Origin of the sequence: Niallia sp. RD1 (assembly GCF_024219955.1) — a bacterium.
In the GTDB taxonomy this organism is placed as follows: Bacteria; Bacillota; Bacilli; order Bacillales; family Cytobacillaceae; genus Niallia; species Niallia alba.
Window position 1 is genome coordinate 2563283 of sequence record NZ_CP100420.1, and the last position, 18566, is coordinate 2581848.

Below are 18566 nucleotides of genomic sequence, written 5' to 3' on the forward strand. Positions count from 1 at the left end.
AATTATCTCAAAATACAATAGATAAATAGAGATAATTATTTACTTTCATACATAAAAACCATTACATAGATGTTAATTTTATTAATTCAATAATCTGTTGTTTATAAATCTTATAAAGGGAGAGTATATAAAAAATGGGGAAATTTAAATTAACTGTTATTTTAGCAATTTTTACTTTGATATTGGCAGCTTGCTCCAATTCAAGTAATGGAAGTGGTAAAACGGAAACTAATGGGCAAGAAAAGGATTCTACTGAAGCATCGACGATTGAAATTACTGATACTCACGGAACTGTTACTGTTCCTGTAAACCCAAAAAAGGTAGTTTCGTTGGATAATAGAACTTTTGAAACTTTAGCTGATTGGGGAGTTGAATTAGTGGCTGCTCCAAAAGATGTAATGCCTGCGGATTCTGCATATGTTAAAGATGAATCAGTTCGAAATATTGGAAATCACCGCGAGCCAAATCTTGAAATTATAGCAGCAGCAGACCCTGACCTTGTAATAATCGGTCAAAGATTTGCTAGCTATTATGAAGAGATAAAAAAATTAGTGCCAAATGTGGCTGTTATTGATCTTGATTTTGATGTTTCTGAGGAAACGGATACACCTGGAGAAAACTTTGTAAATGGATTTAAGGATACTACAAATTCTTTAGCACAAATTTTTGATAAAAAAGAAGAAGCTGAACAATTGATCGCTGATTTTGATAAAGCTATTGAAGATGCTAAATCTGCATATAATGGAACAGATAAAGTAATGAGTGTAATCGTTTCTGGTGGAGACATTGGTTTTGCCGCTCCTCATTCTGGACGCGTTTGGGGACCAATGTATGAAATTTTTGATTGGGCTCCAGCATTAGAAGTGGACGAGTCTTCTTCAGATCATCAAGGTGATGAAGTTTCTGTTGAAGCTATTGCACAAAGTAATCCTGATTGGCTTTTCGTACTAGATCGTGATGCTGCAACATCTGCGGCAGCGGAATCAGTTCCAGCTAAAGATGTAATTGAAAAATCACCAGCTCTTCAAAACACTACTGCTGTATCTAAGGGACAGATCGTATATGCACCAACTGATACTTACACAAATGAATCAATTCAAACGTATATAGAGTTATTTGAAAACCTTGCAAGTGTTTTAGCTAAGTAGTCTAAGGGAGTATAACATAGTGTTGAAAAAGACAATAAACAAAATTGCCGGGGTTGAGAAAAGTTCTCAGCCCCAGCTTTATAACCATAATATAATCTGTACAAAACCTTTTATAATAACGAGTATAGTTGTTATGATTTTAGGAATTATATCACTGTTTACTGGAGTCTATGATATAAGGGGGCAAGAGGATGGTATGGATATGTTTTTCATCACTCGAGTTCCAAGAACAGTAGCACTAATGCTTACTGGAGCTGCAATGGCGATGGCTGGACTCGTAATGCAATTAATTACACAGAACCGTTTTGTTGAACCTACCACAACAGGAACAAGTGAATGGTCAGGTTTAGGACTTCTGCTTGTTTATTTATTGTTTCCTTCCCCATCCTTAGTTCTAAGAATGACTGGTGCAATCATTTTTTCTTTTATAGGAACGATGATTTTCTTTTTGTTTTTAAGAAGAGTTAAACTTCGTTCGTCTTTAATTGTACCGATTATTGGAATGATGCTTGGAGCAGTCATTTCTGCAGTTTCCACTTTTATTGGACTCACTTTTCAAATGACACAAAATATTGAAAGTTGGTTTGTAGGTTCTTTTGCGGCAGTTCAAGTGGGAAGATATGAATATTTATGGTTTATTGTTATAGTTACTATTCTTATTTTTCTTTATGCAAATAGATTGACTTTAGCTGGACTTGGGGAAGATGTTGCAACAAGTCTTGGATTAAATTACAATAGGATCGTTCTTTTGGGCACTGCTTTGATTTCTTTTGCAGTTGGAATAGTTGCAGCTGTTATAGGAAACTTACCTTTTCTAGGTTTAATAGTACCAAATATTGTTTCCATGTTTAGAGGAGATGATCTTAGGAGTAATTTGCCTTGGGTATGTATGATAGGAATGGGTACTATAACTCTTTGTGATATCATTTCTAGAACCATTATTATGCCTTTTGAAGTACCTGTATCTTTAATACTTGGAACAGTAGGGTCTGTCGTATTTATTACTATATTATTGAGACAGAGAAAACAAAGGAGGCTATGATGAACGTATTGGAGTATAGAAATAAAGAATATGTTGCAATTGATTCTAGCCTTCATAATGAAAAAAGATCAGCTAGAGCTTTTCGTTCTAAGAAAGAGGAAAAAAGATATTGGATTCTGCTGATAACTTTTATTGCTTTGGGTCTCCTGTCTTCCTATGGACTTTTAGTATATAACAATCCAGTTCCAGTAAATTCACCTTCTTTTATTCCCGTTGTTATGAGAAGAATAGTAGCAGTTGTTGCTATGATTATTGCGGCAGTTTGTCAGAGTTTGTCGACCGTTGCTTTCCAATCGATTACGAATAATAGAATTATTACCCCTTCCCTTTTAGGATTTGAATCACTATATTCAACCATTCATACTAGTACAATATTTTTCTTTGGTGCTAGTGCACTGATAAATTTTACTGGTATTGGACCATTTGTATTACAAGTTATTGTTATGGTCTTGATGAGTTTGATATTATATGGATGGTTACTATCTGGAAAGTATGGGAACTTGCAACTCATGCTGTTGGTTGGAATTATTATTGGAACAGGGCTGAATTCTGTGTCCACTTTTATGAGAAGAATTCTAGCTCCTTCTGAGTTTGATATTTTACAGGCAAAATTATTTGGTTCTGTCAATAATGCAGATTCAGAATATTTTCCTGTTGTTATTCCAATGGTAATAGTTATAGCATTATTACTTCTTGTTTATTCTAAGAAATTAAATGCTTTGTCACTTGGAAAGGATGTCTCTACTTCTTTGGGAGTAAAATATCAATCTAGTATTATTTATGTACTTGTATTAGTTTCTATTTTAATGTCTATTTCAACGGCTTTGATAGGACCACTTACTTTCTATGGATTTTTAGTTGCAACGCTGAGTTATCAAGCGGCTCCAACTTATGATCACAGATATATTTTTCCGATGGCTCTTGCTATAGGATTTTTGATCATTACGAGTGCGTACTTTTTAATGTATCATGTATTTCATGCTCAAGGTGTCGTTTCCGTTATTATCGAACTATTTGGTGGAATAATATTTTTAATTGTAATATTAAGGAAGAGGGCTCTATGATAAAGATTAATAATGTTAGAAAATTATATAATGATAAGGTGAAAATAGGACCTTTGAATATTGAAATACCAAAAGCTGGTCTTACTTCTTTAATTGGACCAAATGGTGCTGGAAAGTCAACGACGCTTTTAATGATTGGAAGACTTTTAGAGATGACTGAAGGCCAAATACAGGTGGCGAGTATGGATGTTTCTAAATCTAAATCAAATGACTTAGCAAAGATATTAACTATTTTGCGACAAGAAAATTATTTTGTAACTAGGCTTACTATTAGACAGCTGGTTGGATTTGGGCGTTTCCCTTATTCAAAGGGTCGATTAACAAAAGAGGATGAGGCTATTATTTCTAAATATATCGATTTTTTAGACTTGACTGCTCTAGAAAATAGATATTTAGATGAGCTTTCGGGTGGTCAAAGACAAAGAGCATATGTAGCAATGGTTTTGTGCCAAGAGACGGAATATGTACTTTTGGACGAGCCTTTAAACAATCTTGATGTTGCTCGTTCTGTTCAAATGATGGAACATCTAAGGCATGCTGCTAATGAATTTGGAAGAACTATTGTGACTGTTATGCATGATATAAATTTTGCAGCTAAATATTCTGATAGAATTTGTGCTATGAAAGATGGACAAATTGCTGCTTTTGGAACAGTAGAGGAGATAATGGACCCAGTAGTTTTGACAGATATTTTTGAAACGAAAATAGAAATTATGGATGGTCCATATGGGCCAATAGCGATTTATTAATTACAAAGTTATTTTAAAAGGAAAAAAATAATTTTAATTTTGGATACTAAGCGTCTAAATCCTTGATACAAAAGGGGTTAGACGTTTTTTTATTATATCATCATTCGATCTAAGAAGGATTATCGTAAAATTATGATAAAAATTAAGCTAAAGTAAGGTAAAGTACTGAAATAATGTATACCAGGAAAATTCAAAGCCATATCGCTTAAGTGATATGGCTTTGAATAATAACAATTAAACGATTGACTTATGATAATATACTGTTAGCAAATGCTATAGTGTTTATCTGTCCCTAAGCTTCTTTCTTTTCTTCACTTGAACAACAATTAGTATTTTCATTAATAACTTCCACAATTTCTATATTGCAGCAATCTTTCTCTTTTTTATTTCCTTTAAAAATTGACATTAGTCCCATTATTAAAAACCTCCATTTAAGTTAGTATTAAAAATAAATATCCAGATACAGTAGCCATTAGGAATACAGATATTACAAAAGCACTTATTAATTTAGTACGGAAGATACTTTTCAACATTATTATTTCCGGTAAACTTGCTCCAGCACCTCCTATCAGCAATGCCATAGTAGGAGCAATTGGGAATCCATTAACCATTAAGGCTTGAGCTAGTGGTAACATTGTTGATAGACGAACATATAGAGGAATCCCAATAAAAGCTGCCAAAGGAATTACCCATAATTGATTATGTTCAGAGATAAGGTTAAAGAAGTTAGTTGGCACGGCTTCTTTGATAATGGCTCCTACTAATGCCCCAATTAATATATATACTAGAACGGAGCGGATTAAATCTATTGTCTCCTTAATGGATTCCTTAATATTCAATTTGAAATCTTTTCTACGTTTTTCATCTTGCTCTGGAAGAACACCTTTAATGACTACATTTTTAACTTGTTCTTTGTAATTCTTTTTGTCTAAGTACCACCCGATAATCATGGAGAAGACAAATGTTGTAACGGAATAAACAATGGTTACCTTAAGTCCATAAATATATGCCATTAAGCCTAAAATCCATGGATCTAATAATGGAGAGCTAAATAAAAAAGTCATAACAGTTTGGAAAGGTACTTTACGATTAATCATCGTAACCAATAATGGTACAGTGGAGCAAGAACAAAAAGGGGTGATAAATCCTAGTAAAGCTCCCGCTAAGTTGGCTAAAAACGGATTCTTACTGCTCATCCATTTTTCTACTTTTTCAAATGGTACATAGGGTTGAATAATGCTAATAAAGAATGAAATACCAATAAATAATACTAATAAGTTCTTACTTAATGAAAGAAATTCTAATAATACCTTTGTTACCACCTCTGACATGAAGTTTTCCTCCTAAATCAAAATATGAAAATAATATTTATATAATAGTTGTAAAATACAACTATTATTTCCGAGAAAAAAGGGGCTTTAACAGCAACTGCTGTTTTGCATAGCCTCCAGAATTAAATCAATACTTTCTAAAACTTGACCACGCTTATTTACAGGTATGTTAGAGAGGATTTCTTGATTGTATATATTCATTTGTTTGGCAATATCATCTTCATATTTCTTTCCTTCAGAAGTAAGTGTAATGGTTACGTATCTACGATCAGTAGAAGATTGGATACGACTTACTAAATTGCGATCTACTAAACCTTGAATGTGGCGGCTTAATGTACTGTTGTCTAAACCGAGCGATGATGACAAATCATTTAATGAAGGATTTTTAATACGATCTACTTCAAATAATATATGACTTTGCACTAAAGAAACCCCACAACATTGGGCACCTTCTTTTTCAAGTAATCCAAAACGACGAATTAAAATCTGAAGCATTTGACGAAATTGATACAAATCTTGCCCTATTTCCATGTTAGTCATAATTACAACACCAGTCTTTTTTAGTATTTAATAAATTAATTGTAAAATACAACTGTTTCATTTGTCAATAATTGAATTGATGTTTTTTTCAGAATTTTTAATTGAAAGTTCTCAAGATAGGTTATATCATCGAATTAACATAACGAAGAGGCTGGGACATAAGTATTCCAGCCAAGGATAATTCCGAACAATTATACGAAGATGCTAATGAATGTTCCGTATAATTGTTCGGGCTTTTATTTGTTTTTCAAAGGATGTTTCCATGAAGTTTGGTGCTATTCCCCGCAGCCGGAATACACTTCGCTTTCCATGGGGCTCGCGCTGAGCCGCTTCGGCCTGTGGCCTGCAGGGTCTCAGACTGTCTCGCTAATCCCATAGGAGTCTTCGTGTATTCCGGCTGCTCTGTTTTTCCAACTAATTATATTTCCTCTTGTAAAAAGTATGCGAAAGCAGCCGCTATTTACTAGCTATATTAGAAATTGTTCGTCTTTACAGAGTATCTATTTAGTTATGTCCCATCCTCTAATAAAGTTAATAAGTAGATAGATTAATATGTTATCTTTAAACCCACAATTAAATTCTATTTTTGATACGTTTTTTAACGAAGCAGTTGAAGGTGGTACTTTACCAGAAAGAGAAAAAGTGGTTGCTATATTAACGTCAGCAACTTTGCTTAATGATCAGGGGGCTTTAAAGAATGCTGTACTGATGGCTAAGCAGCTTGGATTTAATAGTGAAGAAATTGGACAAATCACAGCTATTGCTGTTAATGCTTAACGTTTCCGTATTAGATACTTATGTAGAGGGAATAGTGGAAGAAAAATTTTTACATAAAGGATTAATTGCCATATCTGTCCCATTATTCAATGCGGTACATGCTGGAGTAGAAATTGCTAAACGCGCTGCTAAACTAAATCCCAATGCTCATATAACATTTTTTGGACAGCATGCTACTATAAACGTAAAGTCGCTAGATTGCACGAAAGAGTCATGAATCAACGTGACGATTTCCTTAACAAATTCAGTACAGAAATCATCAAAAACCACGATATTGTCTGTATCGAAGATTTGAATACGAAAGGAATGTTACGCAATCATAAGTTAGCAAAATCAATCTCTGATGTATCGTGGTCTGCTTTTGTATCGAAATTAGAATACAAAGCCAAATGGTACGGTAAAACAATCGTAAAAATAAGCAGATGGTTTCCGTCCAGTCAAATATGTTCCGATTGTGGACATCAGGATGGCAAGAAACCTCTTGAAATAAGAGATTGGACTAGTCCTGTTTGCCACGAACATCACGATAGAGATATAAATGCCAGCAAAAATATCCTAGCTGAAGGCTTAAGAACTTTAGTTTTGGCTTAAACAAAATATAGAACCGTAGGAATCGATGGGGATAGCTTGGTCAATAAGAGAAACCTCTGTTGGCAAAGAAATACGTCAACAAGTACGCTCTGTTCCCAAGAATCTCCCACTTCAATCAGATCGCAAGGTCGATAAGTGGGGGGAGTTCAATAGTGAAGACGAGATTCTTAAGAATGTAACACCTACAGTAGTAGTAAATGGTAATTTGATAAGTTTCGGCACAAAACCCCATATAGGAACAAGTAGTAAAAGAATTTATCTAAGTTAATTAATCTACCATATAGAAGACTTTGTTAAGTAGTAGTGTCTCCAAGAGTACTACTACTTTTTTTATCCTTTAGGTAATCGAAAGGCATAATAATCTTATTCTAGATACAAATATCTTCATGCAATTATGCAATAGGGAATGAATATTATATTTTTTTAATATGGTACATGAAATAGTGAATAAACCTTGACTAGCTTTTATTTTCTTGAAAACTATAGGAAATCCATTTAATATAAACTTAATTCAAAGGGGACTGGTGATTAAACATGACTACTGGACAATTAGAATCTACTGCTCGTATCTTAAACCTGCTAGGTGATCGGACAAGGTTATCCATAATGGGAATGCTTCTGATACATGATTGTTGTGTTTGTGAGTAGGTAGATGTTTTTCAAATGACTCAACCAGCTGTAAGTCAACATTTAAGAAAATTAAAAGATGCAGGTCTAGTTAAAGAACAAAGAAAAGGCCAATAGGTTATTTACTCTCTTGACCAACAAAATCACTTTTTTCCTGTGATAAAAGATATTTTAGGTTATGTCCCGAATCAAAATGCAAAGTTTAGATGGCTTGAGGATAACGGATTGCGTATATCCTGTGATTAAATAGATTAATGTAGTTGACATTAACTTATTCTCTTATTAACATATAAGTATATACTTATGTAAGTGGTGACATTTATCTGACACTACGACTTATTAGTATTCCTTATTGTAATATATATATAAGTAAATAACAATATGCTTATATGTTCTTGTGAAGGTATAGAATGGGAGGTTAATAGTATTGATACATGAATTGGAATTAAAAGAAACAGCAAATGTATTAAAGCTTTTAGGTGATAAAACAAGATTAGCTATGGTAAGTATGTTGGCTGAGCAGGAATGTTGTGTATGTGAATTTGTTGAAATTTTCAAAATGTCACAGCCTTCTATAAGCCAGCATTTAAGGAAAATGAGGGATCTAGGAATTGTAAAAGAACAAAGAAAAGGTCAGTGGGTGGTCTATTCTTTAAGCACAACAAGTGAATACTACGAAATAGTAAAAACGTTATTAAAACATGTACCAAGCCAGAGAGAAAAGTTTCAATGGCTAGAGGAAAAGGGTTTAAGAATTATATGTAATTAGTGGAGGTTAACAGCTTTGTTACAAACAATATTAGCAATAATTATCTTTTTATTAACACTGACATTAGTTATCTGGCAACCGAAAAATCTTTCGATTGGTTGGTCAGCATGTGGGGGTGGAATTTTAGCCCTTCTTGTTGGTGTAGTTGATTTCCAAGATGTCATTGACGTAACAGGCATTGTTTGGAATGCAACACTGGCTTTTGTCGCAATTATTATTATTTCTTTAATACTAGATGAAATAGGATTTTTCGAATGGGCTGCTTTACATGTGGCAAAATTCGCTGGTGGTAACGGCTTGAAGATGTTTGTTTACGTCGCTATTCTAGGTGCTATTGTTGCAGCTTTTTTTGCAAACGATGGGGCAGCACTAATTTTAACACCAATCGTTTTAGCAATGGTTAGAGCGTTAAAGTTAGAAGAAAAAATGGTTTTTCCATTCATCATTGCAAGTGGTTTTATTGCCGATACTACATCTTTACCTTTGGTTGTCAGTAATTTGGTTAACATCGTTTCTGCTGATTTCTTTGATATTGGTTTTGTAGAATATGCTTCCAGAATGATTGTGCCAAATATTTTTTCTTTAGTAGCAAGTATCTTAGTGTTGTATTTATATTTCCGTAAAAGAATTCCAAAGGTATATGATTTAAACCAATTAAAAGTACCTCAAGATGCGATAAAAGATTTAAAGATGTTTCGTTTATCATGGTTGATTTTAGCTGTATTACTCATTGGTTATTTCGTCAGTGAATTCTTGTCTATTCCGGTTTCACTCATTGCAGGAGTAATCGCAATTATCTTCCTTGGAATTGCTAGAAGAAGCTCGGTAGTATCTATTAAGAAAGTAGTAAAGGGTGCACCATGGGCAATTGTTTTTTTCTCAATTGGAATGTATGTTGTCATTTATGGTTTACGAAATGTCGGTTTAACAGACCTGCTTTCTAGTGTTATTCAGGCAGTTACAGATCAAGGATTATTTGTTGCAACACTTGGTATGGGATTCATCGCTGCTATTATTTCTTCTATTATGAATAATATGCCCACAGTACTTATTGATGCTTTAGCCATAGCCGATACAAACGCAACTGGAGTAGTAAAAGAAGGATTGATTTATGCAAATATTATTGGGTCTGATTTAGGTCCTAAAATTACACCAATTGGTTCTTTAGCAACCTTGTTATGGCTTCATGTTTTATCTCAAAAAGGGGTGAAAATAGCATGGGGTACCTATTTCAAAACTGGTATCATCTTAACTATTCCAACTCTTTTAATTACATTAATCGGTTTATATTTGTGGCTTTCCATTCTGTCATAGAGAAAGTTAGCTAAGTGTACATCTTATATAGATACTAAATTCGGAGGGTATAATCATGAAAGTAATTATTATAGGATCTGTTGCAGCAGGAACTTCTGTAGCAGCAAAAGCACGTAGAAACGATGAGACAGCGGATATCACATTGTACAATGCAGATTATGACATTTCTTACTCGATATGTGGCATTCCTTATTTTCTAGGCGGAGAAGTAGAAGAATTAGAAACATTAACTCCAAGAAGTGCTGCTTGGTTCAAAAAGCGATACAATGTTGATATTTTTATTCGTCACGAAGTTATTAAGATTGACGCTAAGCAGAAAAAAATTCAAGTGAAAAACTTAGATACAAATGAAATAAAAGAAGATACTTATGATGTATTGGTATTTGCAACAGGAGCTTCACCAATAACTCCTAATATTCCTGGAGTAGAAGAAGACCACGTTTTCCAAGTACGTACCATACAAAATACAGTAGCAATTGATCAATATATGAAAGCAAACCAACCAAAGAAAGCTACTATTATTGGAGCAGGATATATTGGGTTAGAAATGGCGGAGCAACTTAGTCATAGAGGATTAGATGTCACGATTATACAACGTAGTAATCATGTAATGACACATATGGATAAAGATATTGCTTCCCGTGTGGAAGAGCATCTAGTAAAGAAAGGTATCACCCTAATCTTAAATGAGGAAGTAACAGTTATAGACAAGATGAATGTACAAACTAAATCTGGAAAATTTATTGGAACAGATATGGTTATATTAGCTACAGGGGTTCGCCCAAATACAAAATTGGCTAAGGAAATCGGTGTTGAACTAGGTAATAGTGGAGCTATCGCTGTTAACAGCAAAATGCAGACTAATCTTCCTGATATCTATGCTGTAGGTGATGTGGCAGAAAGTTACTCAGTTATTACAGGAAAATCTATCTATCGTCCATTAGGAAGTACAGCTAACAAAATGGGGAGAATTGCTGGAGACGTAATAACGGGTGGCTCTTTAGAACATCGAGGTATTCTAGGAACTGGCATATTAAGAGTATTTGATTTAGCAGTCGGCCAAACTGGAATGAATGAAGTGGAAGCATTAGAAGAAGGTTATGATATTGAAATACTCCATAATATTAAACCAGCTAGAGCAGAGTATCTAGGCGGAAAAGAGTTACTCATTAAAGCAATAGCAGATAGACAAACAGGAAGAATCTTAGGTGTACAAATAGTAGGGAAAGAAGGAGTAGATAAACGAATTGATGTCTTTGTAACAGCTATCACGTTTAAGGCGAAAGCAGAAGACTTGTTTCATCTTGATCTTGCCTATGCACCTCCATTTAGTACTACGAAAGATCCAGTTATGTATACTGGAATGGCCTTGCAGAATGCAATTGAAAAGAAAAATAAGCTAATTACACCGAAAGAACTGACGGATAGGCTTGAAAAAGGAGAAAAGATTCAGGTAATTGATACACGTTCCACAGAACAATATAAAGTATCAAAAGTGGAGAGTGCCATTAATATACCTTTAGGAGCCTTGCGTGACAAATGCAAAGACCTTAATCCGAGCTTACCTACAGTAACTTATTGCAATGGTGGAATAACGGGAAATGCAGCACAAAATGTTCTACGCAACTTAGGATTCTATGATATTTATAATCTTTCTGGTGGCAATAAGAATTATCAAAATTACATGAAAAACAAGTAATTAAAGTAGACCTTAGGTGTTCCTAAGGTCTACTTTAATTACTAAAACGGGCATTTCAGAAAATCAGTTATAGTTGGAATTTATCCAATGTTAGAGATTTATAGTCTCCCTAAATGGATATTGGTTCAACTAACCATAAGTGGGGGAGGAAGGAAAACCCCCACTTATGGAAGTTTCAGTTTATAAGTTTTTAAATGAGTATGATCTAGTAATTTTATCTCAGGACCATACGATATTTCATATGTCAGTCTGTCTTTACCAACTAGTACATGATGACCAATGGAAGGTTGTACTTCAAAGTTAACGTTAATATAAATCCACGAAAACCATTGACTCTTTTGGTTTGAATCAAGTTTACAAGCCAAGGTTCTATTTCAATCCCATAACCTTCGGGATATGATTTACTTACATCCCTTTGAATATGTGGAATTAGAACTATAGCTAACATATTTTTAATTGAATTTTATTCACCAATTAGTTTTAAACATAAAATTAGAAATTAGGTTAAAAGAACATTTTTTTTGAGTGAGTAAATAAAAAAATACTTGTTCATTTTGGGGCTTATGAGGTATCTCCTTATTAAATCCTTATAATAAAAGATATAGAAATAACTAATTGAATCATTAAAAGAACTCCAAAGTCAGGGGCAAAATAAAATTGACTCAAAATTAAGGTGGCTTATACACATGATTAATTGTGAAAAAAAGAAAAAAGAATTTTATAAAGCTTTAGTGGACAAAAATCCTCAATATGATGGGATCTTTTTTGCGGGTATCAAAACAACAGGGGTCTTTTGCCATGCAACATGTACAGCTAGAAAACCGAAATACGAGAATTGCGAGTTTTTTTTATCAGCAGAAGAGGCTTTGTTAGCTGGTTATCGGCCTTGTAAGCGGTGTAATCCTTTGTTTTATCCTAATAGTATTCCTCAAGAGGTCGAAATTTTGGTAGCTGCTGTTGAAAGAAATCCTGAGAAACGATGGAAAGAAGCAGACTTTCATGAAATAGGAATTCATTCTGCTACTGCTAGAAGAATGTTTAAAGAGATATATGGGATGACATTTGTACAATATGCTCGATCACGTAGAATGGGGCTTGCTTTTAAAGAGATATTGACGGGGAGAAAGGTAATTGATCAACAATTCTCATTGGGATATGAGTCACCCAGCGGATTTAACGATGCGTTTACAAAAATTATGGGAAACCCTCCTAAGAAGACAAGCATTTCCATCATTAATGCAAATATATTCTCCACACCTCTTGGAAAAATGATTAGTCTATCTGATGCCAACTATCTATATTTGTTAGAGTTTCTAGATAGAAGAGGTCTTGAAAAAGAAATTGAAAAATTAAGAGAGAAGCATAATGCTAGGATTTTACCTGGAAACACTGAGATAAATACAAATTTAGTACAGCAGTTAAATCTGTATTTTACAAAGGGACTATCTCAATTTACCATCCCACTTTTAAAAAAAGGAACACCTTTCCAAGTGAAAGTTTGGGATATACTTAACTCTATTCCTCCTGGGCAAACATTGACTTATCAAGAGGTTGCGGAGGAATTAGGAAATAAAAATCTAGTAAGAGCTGTTGGTAATGCAAATGGTGCAAATCAAATTTCCATATTGATTCCTTGTCATAGAGTTGTTAACACAAACGGTGAGTTAGGTGGCTATGGTGGAGGAGTAGAGCGAAAGAAATACTTATTGAATTTAGAGCAGTCTATGGGAAAATCACAGAACGGTTTACTTATATAAGCAAACCGTTCTGTGATTTATTAGATAAATATCTTTGTTGCTATTATAATACTGGAGCAATTTTATTAAATGGTTATTTGTATTTCTTGGCTAACGTTTCGCTTCCGATCGCTCCAATGATAGACATAAAAAACGGGACAATATTAAATAACAGCGAATTTTTAAAGAACACAATATTTAAATCAAATAACTTATTCCCTATTAGAATACATAACTTACCCAATACGATAAACAACCCAATTATTAGAAGAATATCAAAAAATAATTTCCACCTTGGGTAGGCTAATACTTGGCTATCTTTTATGATTTTCTCTTTCAAAGAATTATCCCCCTTTACTAATTCGTCAAGTGTAATATCAAATATGTCACTGATTTTAATTAGTAATTCTATACTGGGATAACTTTCTCCACGTTCCCATTTAGAAATAGATTGTCTACTAATATTAAGTTTTTCTCCAAGTTGCTGTTGTGACATATTATGTTTTAAACGCTCTTCTTTTATTTTTGAAGAAAAATACATATGATCAACTCCTATCATCAGTAGTATGAGTAAAATGTTTGTGGGAGAATAAATATCCTTTTTGTCTAGTTGGGGGACGAGTCCCCCAACTAGACAAAAAGGCCACCAAGCGAAAGCGCGGTAGCTGGAAAAAATTAAGTATTAAAAAAGAGAGCTTCCTTTTGTAAAGTAGAGTTTGACTAGAATACTACGAAAAGGAGAGGCTCTCATGAATCAATGTAACACAAAAATGCCATCATTAAAAGAATTGGAAAAAACTTTATTTCGAACACTACAAATGACCTTTCAAGAAATCCTTGTTCAAACATTAGAAAATTGGGATCTAGAGATTGCTCAGCAACGAGACAAAAGAAGATTTGCTTTACGAGATAAACGAGAAATACGAGTAGATACAGCGTTTGGAGCAGTGGAGCTGAAGCGTAATTATTATTTCGATCGTGTAACCAAAAAATATATTTGTCTGTTAGATCATTATTTACAGTTTCAAGGGAATAAAGGGTTTAGTCCACTATTAGAAGAATGGGGGCTAGAATTAGCGACAAATGGTTCCTCCTATCGAAAGGCGGTGGAAACGTTCGAACAATTTTTAGGCTATTCGGCGATGAGCCACGAAGCATTACGGCAACATCTTCTTCATACAAGCGTACTTCCCGCTAAGGAAAAACGTCCTTTTCAAAAGGTGTTGTTTGTCGAAGTAGATGGATTATATGTGAAGAGTCAAGAAAAGAAAAAGCGTGGATGGGAGTTGAAATTCGCCGCTGTACATGAGGGATGGAAAGAAAACGGAAAGCGAGTCAGGCTCCGAAATAAAAGGCATTTTCTCTATGAAGAAAAAGAACCCTTTTGGGAAGCTTTTGAAACATTCTTACAGAATCATTATGCGTATGATCCAACCCAAACCTTGCTTATTATTAATGGCGATGGAGCAGGCTGGATAACGGCATGTCGGGAGTATTTTCGGGAACGCGCCTTTTTCACCATGGACCGTTTTCATGTCGCTCGTTCGATGAAGCAACTAATGAAGAGCCATCCTCGATACCGCTACATGAAAAGAGCGTTAAAAAACTACCAGGTAGAAACATTACTTCTAGAGTTGAATAGCGCAGTAGGAACAATGGATACACCAGAAGAAGAAGAAAAACTAGCGCATTTCCTCGGCTTTTTAACGCATCATCAGGAAACCATAAAAGATTACCGTAGTTGGTTACAGGAGAAAGGCGTGGACACGACAGCGTATCGTCCAATGGGAAGTGCAGAAGCAATGATGAATCAATTAGCCAAACGATTAAAAAATGGAAGAGCATGGAGCAAAAAAGGCGTCATGAGCATGGCACGTTTGTGGATTGGGTTGAAGGATGATCTATCTATCCAAACGATATATGGAAAATGGGAAAAAGCCACGGAAAAATCAAAGAAAGAGCATCGACCGAAAAGAAAAATACCCACAAAATTAGTAACAGAAACCGTGCGTCAGAACATGCCATACTTAAATCAAGCGATTGGAAAACCCGTTCACTTTGCCTTACAGGGATTAAAAGGTTTTTAAAAAATGAGAGAATCAACAGTTGGAAGAACAAAACCAATTGGAAAGCGGATACAAACTTAGAGGTTTTACTTTATAAAAAAGGGAGCTAAAAAAACTCCCACAAAAACTTGACTCAATCTCATCAGTATAGTTATTTGCATGAAAAAACGAAAGAATCGTATAGTTGCAAGGGTGTAACCTGTTAGTTGCGCCTTGGAAAAGGTAATTATTTTGTTTATTGTTCTTTTGCTTTTTATTAATTTTTACAAAATTGTACGATTATTTAAAGTAACGTAAAAAAATAAAAACAGAGGTTGCATAATTTCTCATTCTGTAATAGAATATTAAAAAAATTGATCATGAAAAGCTTCGACAAGGACATGAGCTACTATTTCGGTTTCCAGAGAGGGAAGAATTGCTGAAAACTTCCTAACACAGAAAGAGTATCTTACCACCTTTGAGCTGTATTGGGGAACAAACTAGTATCCAATACCGTAGACGCAACGTTACTGCCCCAAGCCATGAGAAAACCACAATGTGTTTTTCATGGGAATTTGGGTGGAACCACGGGTAAACGCACTCGTCCCTTTCTTTAGGGATGAGTGCGTTTTTTGTTTTTGGCTGTTTTCTAAAGGATTGTTGTTTTTTCAATAGGAAAAAAGAATTAGTTGGAAAAATGGAGCAGTCGGAATACACGAAGACGCCACAGGGATTAGCGAGACAGTCTGAGACCCCGGAGGCGAAGCTGAGGAGGCTTAAGCTTAGCCCCACGGAAAGCGAAGTGTATTCCGGCTGCGTGTAATCGCAACAAACTTTACGAAAACAGCCTTGTTTTTTAACAATTTAATAATCAAGCGATGAAAAGGACATGAATTATTTTTACTGTTAGCAGAGAGGGAAGAAAAGGTGCGAGCTTCCTAGCAAAGGAAAATAATTTACCACCTTTGAGCTATATTGGTGAACTTGAAGTAACCAATATCGTTTAGGCAGCGTTACTGCCCCAAGCCATGAGAAAACTACAATGTCTTTCATGGGAATTTGGGTGGAACCACGGGTAAAAAACACTCGTCCCTTTCTTTAGGGATGAGTGTTTTTTTTAACCCATAAAATAAAAAAAGGAGTGTAAAAAATGATTCAGGTAGTATTAGCAGATGGAAGTAAGAAGGAATATCCAAAAGGAAGTACAGTTGCAGAAGTTGCTGCGTCTATTAGTGTAAGTTTGCAGAAGAAAGCAGTTGGTGCAAAGATAAATGACGAATGGATCGTGGATATGAGTCATCGAATAGAGGAAGATGTGCATTTGTCTATTTTAACAATAGACTCCGAAGAAGGGGTATCTATTATGCGTCATTCCAGCGCCCATGTAATGGCACAAGCGATACAAAGGTTGTATCCGAATGTACAATTAGCAATCGGACCAGTTGTAGAGGATGGTTTTTATTATGATATGAAGCTTGACCATAGCTTAACTGCCAATGAGTTGGCAGCCATTGAAAAGGAGATGAAAAAAATCATCAAGGAAAATCTTCCTTTTGTTCGAAAAGAAGTTTCGTACGAGGAAGCACTACAACTTTTTCAAGTGAAAGAAGAGAAATTTAAACTAGAGCTATTAGATGCAATACCAAAGAATGAATCGATTTCCCTCTATCAACAAGGAGAGTTTATTGATTTATGTCGTGGGACTCATGTTCCCTCTACAGGTTTTATTAAAGCATTTAAATTAATGCGTGTATCTGGTGCTTACTGGCGAGGTGATAGTAAGAACGAGGTATTACAAAGAGTATATGGAGTTGCTTTTTCGAGTCAGCAAGAATTAGCAGAATACGTGGAAATGATAGAAGAAGCAGGCAAACGGGATCATCGTAAATTAGGCAAGCAATTGGAGCTTTTTATGTTCTCGGAAGAGGCTCCTGGCATGCCGTTTTATTTACCAAAAGGACAAATCATTCGTAATGAATTAGAGCAATTTTCAAGAGAACTTCAGGGTGAGGAGGATTATGAAGAAGTAAGAACTCCATTGATGATGAATGAACGAATGTGGAAACAATCAGGGCATTGGGATCATTATCATGAAAATATGTATTTTTCAGAAGTAGATGAGCAAAAATTTGCGCTAAAACCGATGAATTGCCCGGGACATATGCTTATTTTCAAAAATAGTCTCTACTCTTATCGAGATTTGCCAATTCGCCTAGCTGAATTTGGCCAGGTTCATCGTCATGAATATAGTGGTGCACTAAACGGAATGCTTCGTGTAAGGACATTCTGTCAGGATGATGCCCATCTATTTGTGAGAGAAGACCAAATAGAAGCAGAAATAAAAAGCATTTTTCGATTAATCGATAACGTTTATCGTACTTTTGGATTTGAATACACTGTAGAGCTCTCTACTAGACCAGAAGATTCGTTGGAAGGCGATGACATCTGGGAATTGGCAGAAGGTGCATTAAGAAATGTTCTAGAGAATTTAGAAATTGATTATATTCTTAATGAAGGAGACGGAGCCTTTTACGGTCCGAAAATTGACTTTCATATAAAGGATGCTTTAAAAAGAAGTCATCAATGTGCAACTATTCAGCTCGATTTTCAAATGCCAAAGCTATTTAACTTAGCATATATAAATGAAAATAATGAAAAAGTATGTCCGGTCGTTATTCACCGTGCTATATATGGATCGATTGATCGATTCTTTGGAATATTAATTGAACATTTTGCAGGTGCCTTCCCTGTTTGGCTTGCTCCAACACAAGTTCAAATTGTTCCTGTTTCAAGTGTTCACCTAGATTATTGCTTAAACGTCCAATCAGCTTTAAAAGAAGTAGGGGTAAGGGTGAAGATAGATGACAGCAACGAAAAATTAGGGTATAAAATCCGCGCAGGACAAATGCAAAAGATTCCATATTTACTTGTACTAGGTGATAAAGAAATGAAACAACATACTGTTAATGTTAGAAAATATGGAGAAGAGAAGTCTAAAGAACTTTCTTTAAATGTATGGAAAGAAATAATCGAAAAACAAATAAAAGAGAGAAGTTTATCCACTCTTAACGGGTAGAAAGACCCTGACTAATGGACGTTTTCTTTATAAACAAACAAGGGATTCAAGTGATTAA

Annotated in this window: 17 protein-coding genes, 3 pseudogenes and 1 other annotated feature; of the genes and pseudogenes, 14 read left to right on the top strand and 6 right to left on the bottom strand. The window is 34.8% G+C overall.

Going from position 1 to position 18566, the window contains the following annotated elements; genetic code table 11:
• Nucleotides 1–134 precede the first annotated feature (134 nt).
• The 4 genes from NKG37_RS12220 (at nt 135) to NKG37_RS12235 (ending at nt 4003) form a co-directional block, all read left to right on the top strand.
• Entirely contained in the window at nt 135–1148 is a 1014-nt protein-coding gene (locus NKG37_RS12220; RefSeq protein WP_254416276.1) for a siderophore ABC transporter substrate-binding protein, read from the top strand.
• A gap of 124 nt (nt 1149–1272) precedes the next feature.
• Nucleotides 1273–2190 (top strand): ABC transporter permease, encoded by a 918-nt coding sequence (locus NKG37_RS12225; protein WP_224427985.1) that lies wholly within the window; start codon nt 1273–1275, stop codon nt 2188–2190.
• The gene (locus NKG37_RS12230) at nt 2190–3254 is read left to right on the top strand and encodes an iron chelate uptake ABC transporter family permease subunit (RefSeq protein ID WP_169189623.1); all 1065 of its coding nucleotides are present in this window, start codon (nt 2190–2192) and stop codon (nt 3252–3254) included. Before NKG37_RS12225 ends, NKG37_RS12230 begins: the two co-directional genes overlap by 1 nt.
• A complete protein-coding gene (locus NKG37_RS12235; protein WP_016201862.1) occupies nt 3251–4003 on the top strand; it encodes an iron ABC transporter ATP-binding protein in 753 nt (250 codons plus the stop codon). Before NKG37_RS12230 ends, NKG37_RS12235 begins: the two co-directional genes overlap by 4 nt.
• A gap of 292 nt (nt 4004–4295) precedes the next feature.
• Here NKG37_RS12235 and NKG37_RS26085 read toward each other — a convergent pair whose 3' ends face one another.
• The 3 genes from NKG37_RS26085 to NKG37_RS12245 all read right to left on the bottom strand — a co-directional run bounded on the left by NKG37_RS26085 (nt 4296) and on the right by NKG37_RS12245 (nt 5874).
• Complete coding sequence (locus NKG37_RS26085; protein ID WP_016201863.1) at nt 4296–4418, bottom strand: hypothetical protein; 123 nt, start codon at nt 4416–4418, stop codon at nt 4296–4298.
• Nucleotides 4419–4434: 16 nt separating this feature from the next.
• The gene (locus tag NKG37_RS12240) at nt 4435–5334 is read right to left on the bottom strand and encodes a permease (protein WP_254416277.1); all 900 of its coding nucleotides are present in this window, start codon (nt 5332–5334) and stop codon (nt 4435–4437) included.
• A gap of 87 nt (nt 5335–5421) precedes the next feature.
• Nucleotides 5422–5874 carry a MarR family winged helix-turn-helix transcriptional regulator gene (locus NKG37_RS12245; protein ID WP_016201864.1) on the bottom strand — a complete coding sequence of 151 codons (453 nt, stop codon included), beginning with the start codon at nt 5872–5874 and terminating at the stop codon, nt 5422–5424.
• A 552-nt stretch (nt 5875–6426) separates the two neighbouring features.
• On the opposite strand from NKG37_RS12245, the gene NKG37_RS12250 reads away from it, so the two are divergent.
• From NKG37_RS12250 to NKG37_RS12280, 7 genes and pseudogenes are all read left to right on the top strand, one after another.
• Entirely contained in the window at nt 6427–6651 is a 225-nt protein-coding gene (locus NKG37_RS12250; RefSeq protein WP_016205525.1) for a carboxymuconolactone decarboxylase family protein, read from the top strand.
• Nucleotides 6650–6835: pseudogene (locus NKG37_RS12255) on the top strand (radical SAM protein); the annotation flags it as partial. The gene NKG37_RS12250 and the pseudogene NKG37_RS12255, both read left to right, overlap by 2 nt.
• Nucleotides 6832–7242: pseudogene (locus NKG37_RS12260) on the top strand (RNA-guided endonuclease TnpB family protein); the annotation flags it as partial. The pseudogenes NKG37_RS12255 and NKG37_RS12260, both read left to right, overlap by 4 nt.
• A 534-nt stretch (nt 7243–7776) precedes the next feature.
• Nucleotides 7777–8115, top strand: a pseudogene (locus tag NKG37_RS12265) (ArsR/SmtB family transcription factor).
• Nucleotides 8116–8308: 193 nt separating this feature from the next.
• Nucleotides 8309–8638 (top strand): ArsR/SmtB family transcription factor, encoded by a 330-nt coding sequence (locus NKG37_RS12270; RefSeq protein ID WP_016201868.1) that lies wholly within the window; start codon nt 8309–8311, stop codon nt 8636–8638.
• Nucleotides 8639–8653: 15 nt separating this feature from the next.
• Nucleotides 8654–9952, top strand: coding sequence for an arsenic transporter (locus NKG37_RS12275; RefSeq protein ID WP_016201869.1), 1299 nt, complete (start codon nt 8654–8656; stop codon nt 9950–9952).
• A 55-nt stretch (nt 9953–10007) separates the two neighbouring features.
• Nucleotides 10008–11651 (top strand): FAD-dependent oxidoreductase, encoded by a 1644-nt coding sequence (locus NKG37_RS12280; RefSeq protein ID WP_016201870.1) that lies wholly within the window; start codon nt 10008–10010, stop codon nt 11649–11651.
• A gap of 164 nt (nt 11652–11815) precedes the next feature.
• Here the strand turns inward: NKG37_RS12280 and NKG37_RS26315 are convergent, their stop codons facing one another.
• A complete protein-coding gene (locus tag NKG37_RS26315; RefSeq protein ID WP_367976434.1) occupies nt 11816–11968 on the bottom strand; it encodes a DUF3888 domain-containing protein in 153 nt (50 codons plus the stop codon).
• Nucleotides 11914–12099, bottom strand: coding sequence for a hypothetical protein (locus tag NKG37_RS26320; protein ID WP_145999689.1), 186 nt, complete (start codon nt 12097–12099; stop codon nt 11914–11916). Before NKG37_RS26320 ends, NKG37_RS26315 begins: the two co-directional genes overlap by 55 nt.
• Before the next feature lie 238 nt (nt 12100–12337).
• Between NKG37_RS26320 and NKG37_RS12285 the strand changes: the two genes are divergently transcribed.
• Nucleotides 12338–13408, top strand: coding sequence for a bifunctional transcriptional activator/DNA repair enzyme AdaA (locus NKG37_RS12285; RefSeq protein WP_169188052.1), 1071 nt, complete (start codon nt 12338–12340; stop codon nt 13406–13408).
• 73 nt (nt 13409–13481) lie between these two features.
• Here the strand turns inward: NKG37_RS12285 and NKG37_RS12290 are convergent, their stop codons facing one another.
• Nucleotides 13482–13928, bottom strand: a complete 447-nt coding sequence (locus NKG37_RS12290) for a helix-turn-helix domain-containing protein (RefSeq protein ID WP_016201872.1) — start codon at nt 13926–13928, stop codon at nt 13482–13484.
• 229 nt (nt 13929–14157) lie between these two features.
• Here NKG37_RS12290 and NKG37_RS12295 point away from each other — a divergent pair, with 229 nt between their 5' ends.
• Nucleotides 14158–15474 (top strand): ISLre2 family transposase, encoded by a 1317-nt coding sequence (locus tag NKG37_RS12295; protein WP_254414862.1) that lies wholly within the window; start codon nt 14158–14160, stop codon nt 15472–15474.
• An 827-nt stretch (nt 15475–16301) separates the two neighbouring features.
• Nucleotides 16302–16529: a binding site (T-box leader), on the top strand.
• A 53-nt stretch (nt 16530–16582) separates the two neighbouring features.
• Entirely contained in the window at nt 16583–18508 is a 1926-nt protein-coding gene (thrS, locus tag NKG37_RS12300; protein ID WP_169188053.1) for a threonine--tRNA ligase, read from the top strand.
• Nucleotides 18509–18566 lie beyond the last annotated feature (58 nt).

Bases quoted from the DNA above. Each gene is read 5' to 3' on its own strand.
- NKG37_RS12220 (WP_254416276.1), top strand. From the start codon at position 135: ATGGGGAAATTTAAATTAACTGTTATTTTAGCAATTTTTACTTTGATA.
- NKG37_RS12230 (WP_169189623.1), top strand. From the start codon at position 2,190: ATGAACGTATTGGAGTATAGAAATAAAGAATATGTTGCAATTGATTCT.
- NKG37_RS12235 (WP_016201862.1), top strand. From the start codon at position 3,251: ATGATAAAGATTAATAATGTTAGAAAATTATATAATGATAAGGTGAAA.
- NKG37_RS26085 (WP_016201863.1), bottom strand. From the start codon at position 4,418: ATGGGACTAATGTCAATTTTTAAAGGAAATAAAAAAGAGAAAGATTGC.
- NKG37_RS12240 (WP_254416277.1), bottom strand. From the start codon at position 5,334: ATGTCAGAGGTGGTAACAAAGGTATTATTAGAATTTCTTTCATTAAGT.
- NKG37_RS12245 (WP_016201864.1), bottom strand. From the start codon at position 5,874: ATGACTAACATGGAAATAGGGCAAGATTTGTATCAATTTCGTCAAATG.
- NKG37_RS12250 (WP_016205525.1), top strand. From the start codon at position 6,427: ATGTTATCTTTAAACCCACAATTAAATTCTATTTTTGATACGTTTTTT.
- NKG37_RS12280 (WP_016201870.1), top strand. From the start codon at position 10,008: ATGAAAGTAATTATTATAGGATCTGTTGCAGCAGGAACTTCTGTAGCA.
- NKG37_RS26320 (WP_145999689.1), bottom strand. From the start codon at position 12,099: ATGTTAGCTATAGTTCTAATTCCACATATTCAAAGGGATGTAAGTAAA.
- NKG37_RS12285 (WP_169188052.1), top strand. From the start codon at position 12,338: ATGATTAATTGTGAAAAAAAGAAAAAAGAATTTTATAAAGCTTTAGTG.
- NKG37_RS12290 (WP_016201872.1), bottom strand. From the start codon at position 13,928: ATGTATTTTTCTTCAAAAATAAAAGAAGAGCGTTTAAAACATAATATG.
- NKG37_RS12295 (WP_254414862.1), top strand. From the start codon at position 14,158: ATGCCATCATTAAAAGAATTGGAAAAAACTTTATTTCGAACACTACAA.
- thrS (WP_169188053.1), top strand. From the start codon at position 16,583: ATGATTCAGGTAGTATTAGCAGATGGAAGTAAGAAGGAATATCCAAAA.